Here is a 17101-nt window from a genome sequence, read left to right as displayed (position 1 = left end):
TTTCCTTTACGAAATCAATTACTATTAGCTTATAATAAAGTATACACCTTTTATGTCTTATTGACTATAAAATTGTAGGATACATACAAGTCCTACTATAGCATAATGTCTTTGTAATATTAATAGCAATAAGTACTTTATTCCTTCTTTTACCAACTACTTTGAAACATTATTTCTTGACGTCATATAGCAGAATATTATACAATGTTTTTTGTGTAAAATGAACGCAGCAGTTATATATGCTTGCTTTGTATTTTATTCCTCTAATATAGACAAGTTTATTGTGAATTAGATGGTGTATTGCGTAACCCTAATCGGCTGCTAGGGCGAAGGTACATGAAAATAAAATGCAATCAGGTTCGGGTATAACTGGTTTTTGTTTTACAACAAAAAAACCAAATTAAAAGGAGGAGACAAAACTATGTCTCGTTATACAGGTCCATCTTGGAAAGTGTCTCGTCGCCTTGGTATTTCATTAAGCGGCACAGGTAAAGAATTAGAAAAACGCCCTTATGCTCCAGGTCAACACGGTCCAAACCAACGTAAAAAATTATCTGAATACGGTTTACAATTACAAGAAAAACAAAAACTTCGTCATATGTATGGTATGAGCGAACGTCAATTCAAAAACCTATTCGTTAAAGCTGGTAAAATGAGAGGGGTTCTTGGTGAAAACTTCATGATTTTACTTGAAACTCGCCTTGACAACTTAGTTTACCGCTTAGGATTAGCTCGCACTCGTCGTGGAGCTCGTCAATTAGTTAACCACGGTCACATCTTAGTTGATGGTAAACGCGTTGACATTCCTTCTTACAGCGTAAAACCAGGTCAAACGATTTCTCTTCGTGAAAAATCTCAAAACCTTGCTGTAGTTCAAGAAGCTATCGAAGTAAACAACTTCGTACCTGAATACTTATCATTCGACGCTGACAAAAAAGAAGGTACATTTGTACGTCTTCCAGAGCGTTCTGAATTGTCTGCTGAAATTAACGAATCATTAATCGTTGAGTTCTACTCTCGTTAGTATTTGCTACTTTCAAATGATAAAAGCCTTAGAAATCTTGTTCTTACAAGGTTTCAAGGCTTTTTTATTTTGACACAAAATTATTACTGCTCCTAGAATGATTTAAAGAAAAAAGGCCAACCCAAGAAAACTTGGATTAGCCTGAAATATCAATTATATAAATTTCACCATATGGTATTTTTTCTTACCACGACGAATGATTGCAAAGGCATCTTCTAAACGATCTTTTGCATCCACTATATAATCAAGGTCTGTTACTTTTTCTCCGTTAATTGAGATAGCACCATTCGTTACATCTTCACGCGCTTGACGTTTTGATGAAGAAATTCCTGCTTCAACAATTAAATCTACAATGTTTTTATCTTCTTTTCCAATTTCAACAGAAGGCACACCTGCAAAGGCCACTTTCATTTCATCAACTGAAAGAGATTTTAAGTCACCAGAGAATAATGCAGCAGTAATACGTTCAGCTTGCTCTAGACCCTCTTCACCGTGAATAAGTTTTGTCATTTCAGCAGCTAATGTTTTTTGTGCTTTTCTTAAATGTGGCTCTTCTTGTACTGCAACTTCTAATGCTTCAATTTCTTCACGAGATAGGAAAGTAAAGATTTTTAAATATTTAACAACATCCGCATCCGCTGTGTTTATCCAGAATTGATAGAATTCGTAAGGTGATGTTTTCTCAGCATCTAACCAAACTGCCCCACCAGCAGTTTTACCAAATTTAGTACCATCAGCTTTCGTTACTAAAGGAATGGTGATACCAAAAGCTTTTGCTTCTTCGTCATGAGTTTTACGAATGATTTCCAGACCCGTTGTTATGTTCCCCCATTGGTCAGATCCTCCAACTTGGATACGAACATTATGATTGTCATATAGATGGCTAAAATCCAGACCTTGTAAAATTGTATAAGTAAATTCTGTAAAGGAGATACCTGTTTCAAGTCGAGAAGCAATTGTATCTTTAGCAAGTAAGTAGTTTACATTTACCAGCTTTCCGTAATCACGTAAAAAATCGATTACGCTCATGCCTCCAACCCAATCATAGTTATTAACTAAGATTGCACCATTTTCACCTTCGCCAAAATCAAAAATACGTTCCATTTGTGCTTTTAAGCCAGCAACATTCTTTTCAATTTGTTCAGCTGTTAATAAATTACGTTCTGAAGATCTTCCAGAAGGATCTCCAATCATTCCAGTTGCACCACCAACTAAAAGTACTGGACGGTGCCCCGCTTGTTGGAATCGACGTAATGTTAATAAAGGAACAATGTGTCCAATATGCATTGAATCAGCAGTTGGGTCAACACCAACATAAAGTGAGACACTTTCCTCATTTAATAATTTTTCCATACCTTCAGCGTCTGTTTGTTGGTATAACAATCCACGCCATTGTAAATCTTCAATTAATTGGTTTGTCATGATGTTTTCCTCCTACTTTCATTATCTTTGGTTTACAAATCAATAGTTTATACATAGACTCTGTTGCACTAAAAAAAGCCCCTACACGCAATTTTTATTGCATGCAGGGACGTTAAATATAAGTTAACGCGGTACCACCCAGCTTGGAAAGTAACAACTTTCCCACTCGAGATCGTCTATCGTGACGCGGACGTTCAAGCTCCAAGAACGTAATTCATGTTCCCACTTTGTCTAGCTTCCACCAGCCGCTAGCTCTCTATACAGTGAATGAAAACACTACTTCAAACTCTTCAACACTTGAAAAACTATAATGAATATTTTACCTGTTCTTCTCTCAATGTCAATATTTATGTTCGAATAATATCGAATTATGCTATAATAAACAAGATTTAGGGAGGTGGATTTATGAAAGAGTGGTTACAACAGTTCAAACAACGTATCGAACAATTCAACGAAAAAATTGAAACAATAGAAACATCTCAACGTTATAAATTTATACGAATTACTGGGAGTGTATTATGGAATTTAACACTCATTTTTGTAATTAGTTTATTAATAGGCATTGTTTTTGTTGGGGCTATCGGTGCAGGTTACTTTGCATCACTTGTAAAGGATGACCCTCTCTACGCTGGCGAAGAAATGAGGGAACAAATATACAGTTATGAAGAAACAAGTGAAATTTACTTTGCCGATGAAATTTATATTGGGAAACTTCGAACTGATTTAGAACGTCGTGAAACAACATTAGATGCTGTATCACCACTTTTAATAAATGCAGTTTTAGCAACTGAGGATGAATATTTCTTAGAACATAATGGCATTGTTCCAAAAGCGGTATTACGCGGACTATTACAAGATTTTACAAATTCATCCACACAAACAGGTGGCTCGACATTAACACAGCAATTAATTAAAAACCAAATATTAACGAATGAAGTTTCGTATGAACGAAAAGCCAGAGAAATATTACTTGCTTTCCGACTAGAAAAATTTATGACGAAGGATGAAATATTAGAAGCTTACTTAAATATTATTCCTTATGGTCGAAATGCGTCTGGTAAAAATATTGCCGGCGTAGAAACTGCTGCACAAGGTATTTTCGGTATTTCAGCAGCTGACTTATCTTTACCTCAAGCTGCGTATATTGCAGGTATTCCTCAAGCTCCTTTTGCTCATACACCATTTACAAATAAAGGTGTCTTAAAGGATCCAGAAGGGTTACAACCAGGAATTGACCGAATGAAAATCGTACTAAGCAGAATGTTGGAAGTAGGTTACATAACAAAAGCGGAATACGAAGAAGCCATAAATTATGACATTACAAAAGATTTCCGCGAACCAGAAGCACAAGCTACAGATAATTATCCATGGCTTACTTATGAGCTAGAAAATCGTGCAAAAGAAATTATTGCAAATATTTTAGCTGAAAAGGACGGAATTGATCCGAAACGCCTAATTGAAGAAGAAAATTTAAAAGATAAATATTTAATTTTAGCCGATCGCAACGTACGTTCAGGTGGATATCGCATTTATTCTACTATTGATAAAGATATGTACGATGCAATGCAAAAAGCAGCTAACAATTTCCAATATTATGGACATACATTTACAACGACAATAACTGATCCTGAGACAAAAGAAGAAAAAACAGTTGAAATGCCTGTTCAAGTAGGAAGTATTGTCATTGAAAATAAAACAGGAAAAATCTTAAGCTTTGTTGGTGGACGAGATTTTGAAATCTCACAACTTAACCATGCTACACAAGCAAATCGACCTAATGGTTCTACAATGAAACCATTATTAGCTTATGGTCCCGCGATTGAATATGGTGTAATCGGAGCAGGTAGTCCTGTGGTCGATGTGAAATTTACACGCAGTTACGATGGTTATAGTCCTTCAAACTATATTGAAAATGAAGAAAGAGGGTTAATGCCGGCTCGAGAAGCATTGGCTCATTCACAAAACTTAACAGCATTACGTTTATATGACTCAATATTAGATCGTCAACCAGCTACATTTTTAGAAAAAATGGGATTCTCTAGCTTATCTGAAGGAGATTATGTCAATCTAGCAACTGCTATTGGTGGACTTACAAATGGGACAACGGTGGAAGAAAATACAAATGCCTTTTCAACATTTGCAAACGATGGTCAATTTATCGATGCATATATGATCGAAAAAATAGTTGATTTAGATGGTAATGTAATTTATGAACACAAACCAGAACCTGTACAAGTCTTCTCAAAAGAAACATCTTATATGATAACTGATATGCTTAGAGATGTATTAGATTACGGTACTGGAGCCCGCGCTAAGAGTATGTTAAAGTTCTCATCAGACTTTGCAGCAAAGACTGGTACTACGCAAGAATATAAAGATGTTTGGCTAGTTGGCTATAATCCAAACATTACATTAGGAGTTTGGATGGGTTATGATCAACCAAAAACACTTTACCAATTTAACAATACTTACTATCAACCAAGTACACGTGTCAACATGCTTTGGGCAAATTTGATGAATTCAATATATGATGCAGAACCAGAACTTGTTGGTACAAAAGAAAGATTTAAACAACCTGAAAATGTTGTATATGCTTCATTCTGTGGAATTTCTGGAATGGCTCCATCAACCGCTTGTTCAAATGCTGGGTATGTTCGTAGCGATTTATTTAATCGAAACGTATTTGTCCCTTCTCAAACTGATGATAGCCTAATTTCAGCATCTGGAGAAAGTGTGATAGTAAACGGCAAAGCTTATCAACCATTAAGCTCTACACCAAGAGAATTTGTTGTTTCTGGTGGTGGTTTTGGCATTAACCCTGATTTTGCTAAAAGAATGCTAGGTCGATTAGGTGGAGACCCATCAAAATTACTACCATCCGGTAAAGTGGTGTCAACTGCTACTTTCAACGCAGACAGTAGTGCGCCTCAAGCAGTCACTGCAACTTTACAAGGGAACACACTTACTTGGACAAGATCTGGATCCAATGATGTCGTAGGATATCGCGTATATGATGTAACAAATGGACGTACATTAATTAGTACAGTACGTGATGGAGAAGGTCGTAGTGTTACAGTTCCAAACAATGGTACATTTACAGTAGTAGCTGTTGATATTACTGGTTTAGAGTCTGCAAATTCTAATCCTATCGCTTCTAATGTAGAAATACCAACAATACCTGAAGTACCGATTGACGGTGTTCCACCAGAAGATGAAAACGGTGGTTCAAATGAACAACTACCAACTAACCCCGAACAAACAGTTCAATAAAATACAAAAAACGCAAGGATGTTGGATAACAACATTCTCGCGTTTTTTATTTATGCTAATACTGTTGAAAGTAAAACTTCTTCTAATATTGCTACAGCTTGATCGATTTCCTCTTTTGAAACTGTTAGAGGTGGTAATAAACGTAGAACCTGTGGACCAGCTGCAACAAGTAATAATCCTTTTTCTTCTGCTTTTGCAACAAATGGTGCAACATCTTTACCGCAATCTATTCCAAGCATTAGACCTTTTCCACGGATTGTGAATTGATCACTTGGTAAAGTATTTTCTAACTTTTCAACGAAGTATGTTGATTTTTCAACAACTTCATCTAAGAAAGATTGTTGGAACACGATATCAATTACTGTTTGAGCTACAGCTACACCGAGTGGATTTCCACCAAATGTTGTTCCATGTGAACCTGGACCAAAAGTATCATATAACTCACTAGTAGCTAAAATACCTGCGATTGGGAATCCCCCACCTAGTCCTTTTGCCATTGAAACAATATTTGGTTTAAGTGAAGTTTGTTCAAAGGCAAATCGCGTACCCGTACGGCCAATACCTGTTTGTACTTCATCCACGATTAATAAAACGTTACGCTCTTGGCAAATTTTATTAATAGCATCTGCAAATTCTTCAGTGACTGAATTTACTCCACCTTCACCTTGAATGATTTCAAGCATGATTGCTCCAACTGAATCATCCACTGCATTATTTAATGCTTCCACATCGTTAAATGGTAAATAAGTAAATTTATCAACTAATGGTCCAAATCCTTTATGAATTTTTTCTTGACCAGTAGCACTCATGGCACCAAATGTACGGCCGTGGAATGAATTTTTAAAAGTAATTATATGACTTTTACCAGTATGTTTACGGGCTAATTTAATAGCAGCTTCATTTGCTTCTGCACCACTGTTACAGAATAAAGCGTATGATAAGTGATTATCTTTTACCAAACTAGCAGCTAAAGCTTCTTGACCTGGACTTTCAAAAAGGTTACTAGTATGCCAAATTTTTTCACTTTGTTCTTTAATTGTGTTAACTAGTGCTGGATGACTATGTCCTAAACAACATACAGCAATACCACTAGTGAAATCTAAATAGCTTTTACCACTGCTATCTTTTACTACTGTTCCATTTCCTTCTACAATACTGATTGGTCTTCTTGCGTAGTTATTAAAAAGCGCACTCATTTGACTAGCTCCTTTGATAAAATTGTAGTTCCTGTTAAACTATCATTTACGATTTGTACTGAAGGGATTCCTGCATTCAATACTTGAAGGGCACCTTGAACTTTTGGAATCATTCCACCATAAATATGACCCTCGTTAATCCATTGATTAATTAACTCTTCTGTTGCCTCTTGTTGATATTCCCCTTCAATACGAATCCCAGCAACATCCGTTACAAGAAGTAAACTTTCAGCACCAATTGCTAACGCAACTTCGCTAGCAACAGTATCTCCATTAATATTTAATGCTTGTCCATCTACTGTAGCACCAATACAAGAAATAACTGGAACTATATTTTGTTCAATTAATTGATTTAGTAAATCCGTATTTACTTTTTTAATTTTCCCAACAAAGCCATATGTTTCTTTGTTTAAAAATTCACTTTCTAGTAAATTTCCATCAAAACCATTTAATCCAATAGCATTTATACTAGCTTTGTTTAATTCATGAACTAAGCCAGGATTCACTTTTCCTACTAGTGTTGATTGCACAATTCCAATAGCATCTTCGCTTGTTACACGAATCCCGTTAATAGCTGTGGAAGTGACATTTTGCTTTTCTAATTCACGATTAATTGCAGGGCCACCACCATGGGTAATTACAATATCATAACCTTGTTGTTGTAATTTTTTGAAATTGGAAAAGAAGGCCTCATTTAAGCCTTCTAATGTGCTACCACCAAGTTTAATAACAATTTTCTTACGAGCGGTATGATGCGTTGATTTGAACGTAGTCATAAGTTAAATCACACCCCCATGCTAATCCTTTTCCTTCACCTTGGCCTAATGAAACATTTATTTTCACTTCATTTGCTTTTAAGATTTTAATCAGTTCTTCTTCAGAAAACTTAACTGGTTCTCCATTTTCAACCATTAAAGCATTTCCGATTTTAATCGTAATTTTTTCAGGATCCACTGTTGCACCACTATAACCTACCGCCGCAATAATACGACCCCAGTTAGCATCACAACCGAAAACAGCTGTTTTTACTAAAGGAGAACCTACTACAGTTTTTGCAATTTTACGAGCCTCTTCGTCAGAAATTGCACCTTCAACTTCTACTTCAATTAATTTCGTTGCACCTTCACCATCTCTTGCAATTGCTTTTGCTAAGTCTTCAGCAACTGCCTTTAATGTACTGTAGAAGTTAGCCCAATCAGGATGTGCTGGTGTTAATGGATCGTTTCCAGCAAGACCATTTGCCATTACAAGAACCGTATCGTTAGTAGATGTATCACCATCAACAGTAATTGAATTAAAAGTTAAATCAGTAATTTCAGATAATGCTTTTTGTAATTCATCGGATTCAATATTTGCATCTGTTGTAATAAAACCAAGCATTGTTGCCATATTAGGTTCAATCATACCAGAGCCTTTTGCTGTACCTGAGATGATAACCTCTTTTCCATCAACAATTGTGCTGTAAGTCGTATTTTTCATAACTGTGTCAGTTGTTAAAATGGCTTGTGCAAAATCAATACCATCTTCTAGGTTATTTCCTAAATTTAACATTCCAACACCACTACGAATTGGTTCCATATTTAAAATTTCCCCAATTACACCTGTTGACGCAACACCAACTAAAGAAGGATCAATACCTAATTTATCTGCAGCTAATTTTTGCATTTCATATGCATCTGCAATACCTTGTTTACCAGTACATGCATTGGCATTTCCTGAGTTAACAATAATCGCTTGCATTTTCTTTGTGTTGTACACTACTTCTTTTGAAACTTTTAACGGAGCAGCTTGTACTGCATTTGTCGTAAATACACCTGCAACACTCGCAGGTACTTCACTTTTTAAAATCGCTAAATCTTTCTTTTTATGTTTAATACCACAATGGATTCCAGAAGCAGAAAATCCTTTTGGTGATACGATGTTTTTACTTGAAAGTTTTCTAACTTCATATATTAAGTTTGTCATAAAGTATGGTCTCCCCCTTAAATGAATAACGGTATTACGTCTAGTCCTGTTTTTTCTGGTAAATCGAATTGTACGTTCATGTTTTGAATCGCTTGTCCTGCTGCACCTTTTACTAAATTATCAATAACACCGACAATCGTTGCTCGATTTGTACGCTCATCTAGTTTTACGAATATATCACAGTAATTTGAGCCTTTTACTCGGTTTGTACCTAAAGAAGCTACATCAGTAACAACACGAACAAACGGATGATTTTTATATGTTTCTAGTAAACAATCAGTCAGTTGTTGATTCGTAACACCTGGTAAAACTGGTGCATATGTTGTGGCTAAAATTCCACGAGTCATGGGAATTAAATGAGTATTAAAGCTAATGCTAGTTTTAGCATCTGCAAACATCTCAATTGCTTGTTCAATTTCAGGAATATGTTGATGTTCATTTACTTTATAGATAGCAAAGTTTTCATTCATTTCACTATAGTGTGTTAATTGAGAAGGTTTATTCCCTGCTCCAGAAACTCCACTTTTAGCATCGATGATTAGATGCTGTGGATCGATTAACCGTTCTTTTATTAAAGGTAAAATCGAAAGTAGGACAGCTGTAGGATAACAACCTGGATTAGCGATTAGTTCCGCTGACTTAATATTCCCAGCATTCCATTCAGTTAAACCATAAACACTTAAATTTACAATTTCCTGAGGAGCTGGTGTCTTTTTATACCATTTTTCATATTCATTTAAATCTTTTAAACGATAATCGCCCGATAAATCGATTAATTTTGGTCCTACACCTACAAGTGGCGGGAGTAATGTACTTGTTACCCCTGAAGGAGTACTAGTGAACACCACATCAAATTTCGATAATGTCTCCGCTTCTATTTTCTTTAAAGCTTGATCATGAATTGTTAATAAATGACCATACTTCGATGAGAAAATAGCTCCTTCCTCCGAAGATGTAAACAATTCAATCTTTTCGACTTCTGGATGATTATGCAAAAAACGGATTAGTTCTAATCCGCCATACCCAGTTGCTCCTATAATTCCAACCTTCAATCCACTCACCCCTAAATTTAGATAAAGATAGTATAAGTCTGTATATTTATTTAGTCAACTGTATTTTTATATATTCCAAATTTATGAAAGAATATATATAAAAAAGGACACTTATTTACATATGCAAATAAATGCCCTTTTATGACAGGTGAATAAATATTTATTTTATATAGTTATTTATTTCTATATAAAAAGTAATTTATTAATCTTCCATAGTAGATAAGTCACCAGTTGGTAAGTTTAATTCCCAAGCTTTTAATACTCGACGCATAATTTTTCCGCTACGTGTTTTTGGAAGTTTTTCTTTAAACTCAATTTCACGTGGAGCAGCATGTGCAGCTAAGCCTGTTTTAACAAAGTTACGAATATCTTCTGCTAATTCATCAGACGGTTCAACACCTTCTCGCAATGCAATAAAGGCTTTAATAATTTCACCACGTACTGGATCTGGTTTTCCAATTACTCCTGCTTCAATTACATCTGGATGCTCAAGTAGTTTACTCTCAACTTCAAACGGACCTACTCGCTCTCCAGCAGTCATAATTACATCATCTACTCGACCTTGGAACCAGAAGTAACCATCATCGTCCATATATGCTGAGTCTCCTGATACATACCATTCACCTTTTAAGAAATAAGACTCGTAGCGAGCAGGGTTCCCCCATATTTGGCGCATCATTGAAGGCCAACCTTTTCGAATTGCTAAGTTCCCCATTGTAAACGGTGGTACTTCATTTCCTTCATCGTCTACGATTGTTGCATAAACACCTGGAACTGGTTTCCCCATTGAGCCTGGTTTAATTTCCATAGTTGGATAGTTACAAATCATATGACCACCAGTTTCTGTCATCCACCAAGTATCATGAATACGATGGCCAAGTTCATCCATTCCCCAACGGATTACTTCTGGATTTAGTGGTTCCCCAACTGAAAGTACATGGCGTAGAGAAGATAAATCGTATTGTTCTAAAATACTATTTCCTGCTCCCATTAACATACGGAATGCAGTAGGTGCACTGTACCAAACTGTAACACCATATTCTTGAATTGCCCCATACCAAGCTTGAGGACTAAAGCGCCCACCAATAATAAGATTTGTTACACCATTTAACCATGGTCCAAATATTCCATATGCAGTGCCCGTTACCCAACCAGGGTCAGCTGTACACCAATAGATATCATTTTCTTGTAAGTCAAGTACCCACTGAGCTGTTTGGTATTGTTGGATCATTGCATTATGAACATGCAACACTCCTTTTGGCGCACCAGTTGAACCTGATGTATAGTGTAAGAGCATTCCATCTTCACGGTCTACCCACTCTATTTCAAATTCAGTAGAAGCTTCTGATAATTTTTTATTGAAATCAATGATATGATTATTTTCATCAATCTCTTCTCCTACTAAAAATACTTTTTCTAATTTAGGTAATTTTTCAACTGGAACTCGACTTAACAAGCTAGGTGTTGTAACAATTACTTTTGCTTCACTATCAGAAAGTCGATCATACACTGCACCTTCCATAAATGCTTCAAACAATGGACCTACAATTACTCCCATCTTAATAGCACCTAATAGTGAAAAATAAAGTTCTGGTGATCGTGGCATAAAAATAAAGAGACGATCGCCTTTTTCTAATGTTGAGTACTGTTTGAACACATTAGCTGCCTTATTTGATAAATCTTTCATTTGACCAAATGTGTAAGATTCTTTTCGAGTGCCATCATTAAAATAAAGAGCTACTTGGTCCCGGCGATGTGATTCCGCATGACGGTCAATCGCTTCATACGCAGCATTTAGCTTCCCCGTTGTATACCAACTAAATGCTTTTTCTGTTTCTTTCCAATCAAATGTCGCAGCTGTTTCATCATAATTTTTTAAATGATGATCCCCATTAACAACTGCTAATCTCTCTGTAATTTTCATCCCCATAAAAATTACCCCTTTCAAATCAGATACGACTCGGCTTATTCGTATAGATGTAATCTGTTGTATAAAAATAGCACTAACTACGAAGATTCCCGAGACATTAACTATTAACTATTATACAACAGTTAATAATTAAACATAATTGTATTTTACAATACTAGCAACATTTTAAGCAAAATATTTTTAATTTTTCAAAAATTAAAGGAATCTTTGCGAAAAGTAGCTTTTTTTTACATAAAATATAATATAATCTATCTATATAAAATTCATTTGGAGCGAATGGGAATGAAACATATTAAAAATTTTAATAGTATAGAGATGGATACGAGGCAAGGGTTAGTAAAAGTGGAGGGTCCAGTCCCACCTGAGCAGCTAGAAAAATATGAATTTCACGAAGATTTAGTAGCATTTAGACCACCTGAGCAGCAGAAAAAAGCTTTGATAGAGATCGCAAAATTAGATGAAGGTCGTATTATCATTATCCGCAATCAACAAACTATCGTAGGCTATGTTACATATTTGTACCCAGATCCTCTTGAACGCTGGGCAGAAGATCGAATTGAAAATATGATTGAACTGGGTGCAATTGAGGTCATTCCTGCATACCGTGGTAGTGGTGTAGGTAAAAAGCTTTTAGAAGTATCTTTTATGGACGAAGAGATGGAAAATTATTTAGTCATTACAACAGAATATTACTGGCATTGGGATTTAAAAGGAACAGGTTTAAATGTTTGGGACTACCGAAAAATGATGGAGCGCATGATGCAAGTTGTTGGTTTTGAGTATTATGCAACAGACGACCCTGAAATTACCTCCCATCCCGCAAACTGTCTTATGGCTCGTATCGGTAAACATGTAAATAATGATACAATTGAACGGTTCGATCGGTTACGCTTTAGATATCGTTTCATGTACTAAATTAATTAGTTTTAAGGGGGGAAATAGATATGATCGTTGAAGAAATTATGAATAGAGAAGTTTATTCATTATTACCAACTAATACAGTAAACGATGCCGTACGACTCATGCGTGAGAAGAAAATACGTCATTTACCAATTGTTAATGAACAAGGCAAGGTCGTTGGAATAATTACAGAGCATGATGTAAAAAATGCCCTTCCATCTTGTTTAAAAGAAGAACCAAATTCGACAATATACCAAACACCTATTGCAGAAATTATGATTAAAAACCCTATCATCGGGCATCCTTTAGATTTTGTTGAAGAAGTTGCCGTTACCTTCTATGAAACGAAAATCAGTTGTTTACCAATTGTATCAGGAGGAGAACTGGTTGGAATTGTTACAACAACAGATTTACTTTACACATATATCGAATTAACCGGTGCACATAAACCTTCATCTAAAATTGACATTCGCGTTTCCGATAAACCTGGTACGTTATCAGACATCACTCAAATATTTAAAAAACATAAAGCCAATGTGCTGAGTGTACTTGTCTTCTCAGATTCTAAAAATGAGAATTGCCGAATTTTATCAGTCCGAGCACAAATTTTAAATCCTCTTAATATCATTAGTGAATTGCGAGAACAAGGTTTTGATGTACTTTGGCCAAATGTTCCGGGTGTACAACAATGAAAAATGCAGTTTTTATTTATTCACCAGAACAACTCGGCTATAAATTTTCAGATTCTCATCCTTTTAATCACAAACGTTTACTATTAACGATGGATTTATTAAAAAATATCGATGCACTATCAGATAATGCTATCGTTCCGGCAAGAGTAGCTACTGATGAAGAAATTGCCCTTGCCCACGATGAAAAATATATGGATATAGTCAAAAAAGCTGGTCATGGATTATTAACAGCACAAGAATGCGAAAATTACGGTATAGGGACTGAAGATACTCCTATTTTCCCTAATATGCATGAAGCAAGTAGTTTACTAGTAGGTGGAACTTTACAAGCGGTTGATTACGTGATGCAAGGAAAAAGTAGACATGCCCTTAACTTAGGTGGAGGGTTACATCATGGTTTCCATGGTAGAGCTTCAGGCTTTTGTATATACAACGATAGTAGTGTAGCCATCAAATATATACAAAAAAAATATAACGCTCGTGTTTTATATGTAGACACTGACGCTCATCATGGTGATGGTGTACAGTGGACTTTTTATGATGACCCTGATGTATGCACGCTTTCTATTCACGAAACTGGCCGTTACCTATTCCCGGGAACAGGGAATGTTACTGAACGTGGGAATGGACAAGGTTATGGAACATCTTTTAATTTTCCATTAGATGCCTTTACTGAGGACGAAAGCTTCTTGAAAGTATATGAAAGTGCAATGCGGGAAGTGTTTGAATTTTTCAAGCCTGATGTAGTATTTACACAAAATGGCGCAGACGCTCACTATTTTGACCCGTTAACACATTTATATGGAACGATGAATATCTATCGAGAAATTCCTAAACTTGCCCACCAGCTTGCCCACGAATATTGTGATGGTAGATGGATCGCAGTGGGTGGTGGTGGTTATGATATTTGGAGAGTAGTTCCTCGTGCTTGGTCCTTTATATGGACTGAAATGAATGACCTACCTTCCCCTAATGGAAATCTCCCTGTAAGTTGGCTTGATAAATGGCAACAAGAATCACCAGTACCGTTAATCCCTACTTGGGAAGATCCAAACCCTTTGTATGAGCCAATTCCAAGAAAGGCCGAAATCGAAGAAAAAAATGAACAAATGCTAACGAAAGCATTACATATCATTCGAAATGAAAGAAAATAATAAAAATGGCAATCATGATTGTAATAAATCACGATTGCCTTTAATTATTAGTTTTAAACTAAACTTTTAATCAGCTGTTTTTACAGAATCTCGAACTTCAATTCTATGTGGAATGATTACTTCTTGATTATCAATCTCTTCTTTGTTCATGATTTTCGTTAATAATCGCATCGCTACAGCACCAATGTCATAGAGTGGTAACACAACACTAGTCAGTTGTGGGCGTACCATTCTCGCCAATTTCGAGTTTTCAAAACTAATAACTTCGATATCTTCTGGCACTTTCAATCCTCTATCTTGAGCCCCATGAATAATACCAATAGCTAATTCATCGCTACCAGCAAAAAAAGCTGTAGGAGGTTGTTCTAAAGTAATAACCGTCTCCAATGCTTCAATACCACTATCATATGAACCTTCTTCTGGGAGAATTAATTGCTCATCAATTTCTAATCCTGCATCAATTAATGCTTTTTTATAAGCTTCTAATTTAAATTTAGAATTGATTGTGTTATGGAGAGGTCCCGATACAAATGCAATACGCTTATGCCCATTCGCAATTAACATTTGTACAGCTTCATATGATGCTTGGAAATAATCGATATTAACAGAGGCAAATTGATTGGATTCATCAACTGTACCAGCTAGAACAATAGGAACTGGAGAATGATCCATAGATTGATGAAGTTTCGGTGTCACAGCATCACTCATCATGACGATCCCATCCACCTGTTTTCCGTACATAGTATCAAGGAGAGAAAGCTCTTTTTCTTCATTTTGGTCAGAGTTTGCCAAAATAATATTATATCGGTACATTGTGGCGATATCCTCTATCCCACGTGCTGCTTCAGCATAAATATTATTCGAAATATCTGGGATAATCACTCCGACTGTTGTTGTTTTTTTACTTGCAAGACCTCGTGCAACTGCATTTGGTCGATACTCTAAACGTTCAATCACTTCTAATACTTTTTTTCTTGTAGCAGGTTTCACGTTTTGGTTTCCATTTACTACTCTGGATACTGTCGCCATTGAAACGTTTGCTTCGCGTGCAACATCATATATTGTTACAGTCAAAGGATACGCCTCCTCGTATTTTTATCTTGTAAACTCATCATACGACAATTCTCATTTCTTTTTCAATATAAAATCTTTCTAAATACGAAGTAATAGAACGACATTTTTCGACTTTTCATCAAAGAAGTATCTAATAATTATTATTTTCCATACAATCTTAAAAAATGTAAAAACGCAAGAATGTTATCGATTTAACATCCTTGCGCTCCATAAGTATTCTTAAATTATGCTTTTAATTCATATTGCTTCATGAATTTTTGAATTTCATCGTAGAAAGCATTGAATTGTGGAATATCCATTTGTTGTTGAGAATCAGATAATGCAACAGATGGATCAGGATGTACCTCTGCCATTACTCCGTCTGCACCAATTGCAATTGCAGCTTTTGCACAAGGCAATAATAAATCACGACGACCAGTTGAATGCGTTACGTCAACAAATACTGGTAAGTGCGTTTCTTGTTTTAAAATAGGTACTGCAGAAATGTCTAAAGTATTACGTGTTGCTTTTTCGTAAGTACGGATACCACGTTCGCAAAGCATAATATTTTCGTTACCTTTTGACATAATATATTCAGCAGCATGGATGAATTCGTCGATTGTAGCAGCTAAACCACGTTTTAATAGAACAGGCTTGTTTGTTTCACCTACTGCTTTTAATAACTCAAAGTTTTGCATATTACGTGCACCAATTTGAATTACATCTACATAGTCAAGTGCCTCTTCAATATGAGCAGGAGTTACGATTTCAGTAACTACAGCTAAACCATATTCTTGAGAAATTTGTTTTAAAATTTTAAGACCTTCTAAACCTAAACCTTGGAAGTCGTAAGGAGATGTACGTGGTTTGTATGCTCCACCACGAATTAATTTTTGACCTTTCTCCTTAAGAGAAGCTGCAACTGCTGCAACTTGTTCATATGATTCAACAGAACAAGGACCAAATACGAATGTAGGAGCACCTGAACCAATTTGTTCTCCATTGATATTAATGACAGTATCTTCTGACTTTTTCTTACGTGATACAAGTAATTCTTTTTTCTTCTCAGCTTCTAATTGTTTTAAAGCTGTTTTAAAGATTTGTTTAAAAATATAATCAACCGTCATTTGATTTAACGGACCTTTGTTATTCTCTCTTAATAGGTTTAACATATGGCGTTCACGAAGAGGATCGTATCGGTTAACCCCTTGTTTTTCTTTAATTTTACCGATTTCGTTTACTACCTCTGCTCGTTCGTTAATTAAACGTAAAATTTCTAAATTTAATCCGTCAATTTGACTACGTAATGCTTCTAAGTTTTGCTCACTCATTCCCTTTTCTCCTCTCCCTGTACCGAACTCTTTCAGAACGCTGAAATGTGTGATACATTTTAAGATAATAACTCTATTATAATCAAGAAAGTTCAGAATGTCACGCTTTTAA

At 35.7% G+C, this 17101-nt stretch carries 13 protein-coding genes and 1 other annotated feature; of the genes, 5 read left to right on the top strand and 8 right to left on the bottom strand.

The features are described 5' to 3' along the window. The first annotated feature begins 421 nt into the window (after positions 1 to 421). Positions 422 to 1024 (top strand): 30S ribosomal protein S4, encoded by a 603-nt coding sequence (rpsD, locus tag D8M03_RS00305; protein ID WP_121212681.1) that lies wholly within the window; start codon positions 422 to 424, stop codon positions 1022 to 1024. A 153-nt stretch (positions 1025 to 1177) separates the two neighbouring features. On the opposite strand, the gene tyrS is transcribed toward rpsD, so the two are convergent. After that, positions 1178 to 2446 (bottom strand): tyrosine--tRNA ligase, encoded by a 1269-nt coding sequence (tyrS, locus tag D8M03_RS00300; protein ID WP_121212680.1) that lies wholly within the window; start codon positions 2444 to 2446, stop codon positions 1178 to 1180. A gap of 102 nt (positions 2447 to 2548) precedes the next feature. Then, positions 2549 to 2749, bottom strand: a binding site (T-box leader). 102 nt (positions 2750 to 2851) lie between these two features. Between tyrS and D8M03_RS00295 the strand changes: the two genes are divergently transcribed. Beyond that, positions 2852 to 5716 carry a transglycosylase domain-containing protein gene (locus D8M03_RS00295; protein WP_121212679.1) on the top strand — a complete coding sequence of 955 codons (2865 nt, stop codon included), beginning with the start codon at positions 2852 to 2854 and terminating at the stop codon, positions 5714 to 5716. 50 nt (positions 5717 to 5766) lie between these two features. Here D8M03_RS00295 and D8M03_RS00290 read toward each other — a convergent pair whose 3' ends face one another. From D8M03_RS00290 to acsA, 5 genes are all read right to left on the bottom strand, one after another. Next, a complete protein-coding gene (locus tag D8M03_RS00290; RefSeq protein WP_121212678.1) occupies positions 5767 to 6912 on the bottom strand; it encodes an acetylornithine transaminase in 1146 nt (381 codons plus the stop codon). After that, positions 6909 to 7688, bottom strand: coding sequence for an acetylglutamate kinase (gene argB, locus D8M03_RS00285; RefSeq protein WP_121212677.1), 780 nt, complete (start codon positions 7686 to 7688; stop codon positions 6909 to 6911). Before argB ends, D8M03_RS00290 begins: the two co-directional genes overlap by 4 nt. Next, positions 7651 to 8877 (bottom strand): bifunctional ornithine acetyltransferase/N-acetylglutamate synthase, encoded by a 1227-nt coding sequence (gene argJ, locus D8M03_RS00280; RefSeq protein ID WP_121212676.1) that lies wholly within the window; start codon positions 8875 to 8877, stop codon positions 7651 to 7653. The genes argB and argJ overlap by 38 nt, the downstream gene beginning before the upstream one ends. A gap of 17 nt (positions 8878 to 8894) precedes the next feature. Beyond that, positions 8895 to 9929: an N-acetyl-gamma-glutamyl-phosphate reductase gene (gene argC / locus D8M03_RS00275; protein ID WP_211330840.1), complete on the bottom strand. Its 1035-nt coding sequence runs from the start codon at positions 9927 to 9929 to the stop codon at positions 8895 to 8897. Positions 9930 to 10131: 202 nt separating this feature from the next. Beyond that, positions 10132 to 11859 carry an acetate--CoA ligase gene (gene acsA / locus D8M03_RS00270; RefSeq protein ID WP_414674138.1) on the bottom strand — a complete coding sequence of 576 codons (1728 nt, stop codon included), beginning with the start codon at positions 11857 to 11859 and terminating at the stop codon, positions 10132 to 10134. Between the two features lie 282 nt (positions 11860 to 12141). On the opposite strand from acsA, the gene D8M03_RS00265 reads away from it, so the two are divergent. From D8M03_RS00265 to D8M03_RS00255, 3 genes are read left to right on the top strand one after another with little or no spacing between them, the layout of a single operon-like run. Continuing rightward, positions 12142 to 12774 carry a GNAT family N-acetyltransferase gene (locus tag D8M03_RS00265; protein ID WP_121212674.1) on the top strand — a complete coding sequence of 211 codons (633 nt, stop codon included), beginning with the start codon at positions 12142 to 12144 and terminating at the stop codon, positions 12772 to 12774. 29 nt (positions 12775 to 12803) lie between these two features. Next, the gene (locus D8M03_RS00260; protein ID WP_121212673.1) at positions 12804 to 13451 is read left to right on the top strand and encodes an acetoin utilization AcuB family protein; all 648 of its coding nucleotides are present in this window, start codon (positions 12804 to 12806) and stop codon (positions 13449 to 13451) included. Then, positions 13448 to 14605, top strand: coding sequence for an acetoin utilization protein AcuC (locus D8M03_RS00255; protein WP_121212672.1), 1158 nt, complete (start codon positions 13448 to 13450; stop codon positions 14603 to 14605). Before D8M03_RS00260 ends, D8M03_RS00255 begins: the two co-directional genes overlap by 4 nt. A 66-nt stretch (positions 14606 to 14671) precedes the next feature. Here the strand turns inward: D8M03_RS00255 and ccpA are convergent, their stop codons facing one another. Both ccpA and D8M03_RS00245 read right to left on the bottom strand, forming a co-directional pair. Further along, complete coding sequence (ccpA, locus tag D8M03_RS00250; protein ID WP_121212671.1) at positions 14672 to 15679, bottom strand: catabolite control protein A; 1008 nt, start codon at positions 15677 to 15679, stop codon at positions 14672 to 14674. Between the two features lie 224 nt (positions 15680 to 15903). Further along, positions 15904 to 16989: a bifunctional 3-deoxy-7-phosphoheptulonate synthase/chorismate mutase gene (locus tag D8M03_RS00245; protein ID WP_121212670.1), complete on the bottom strand. Its 1086-nt coding sequence runs from the start codon at positions 16987 to 16989 to the stop codon at positions 15904 to 15906. Positions 16990 to 17101: the final 112 nt, after the last annotated feature.

The organism is Ureibacillus endophyticus (genome assembly GCF_003628435.1).
Taxonomy (GTDB): domain Bacteria; phylum Bacillota; class Bacilli; order Bacillales_A; family Planococcaceae; genus Ureibacillus; species Ureibacillus endophyticus.
Note: the sequence above shows the minus strand (reverse complement) of the source record. Positions and strands in the feature narration are given on the sequence as shown.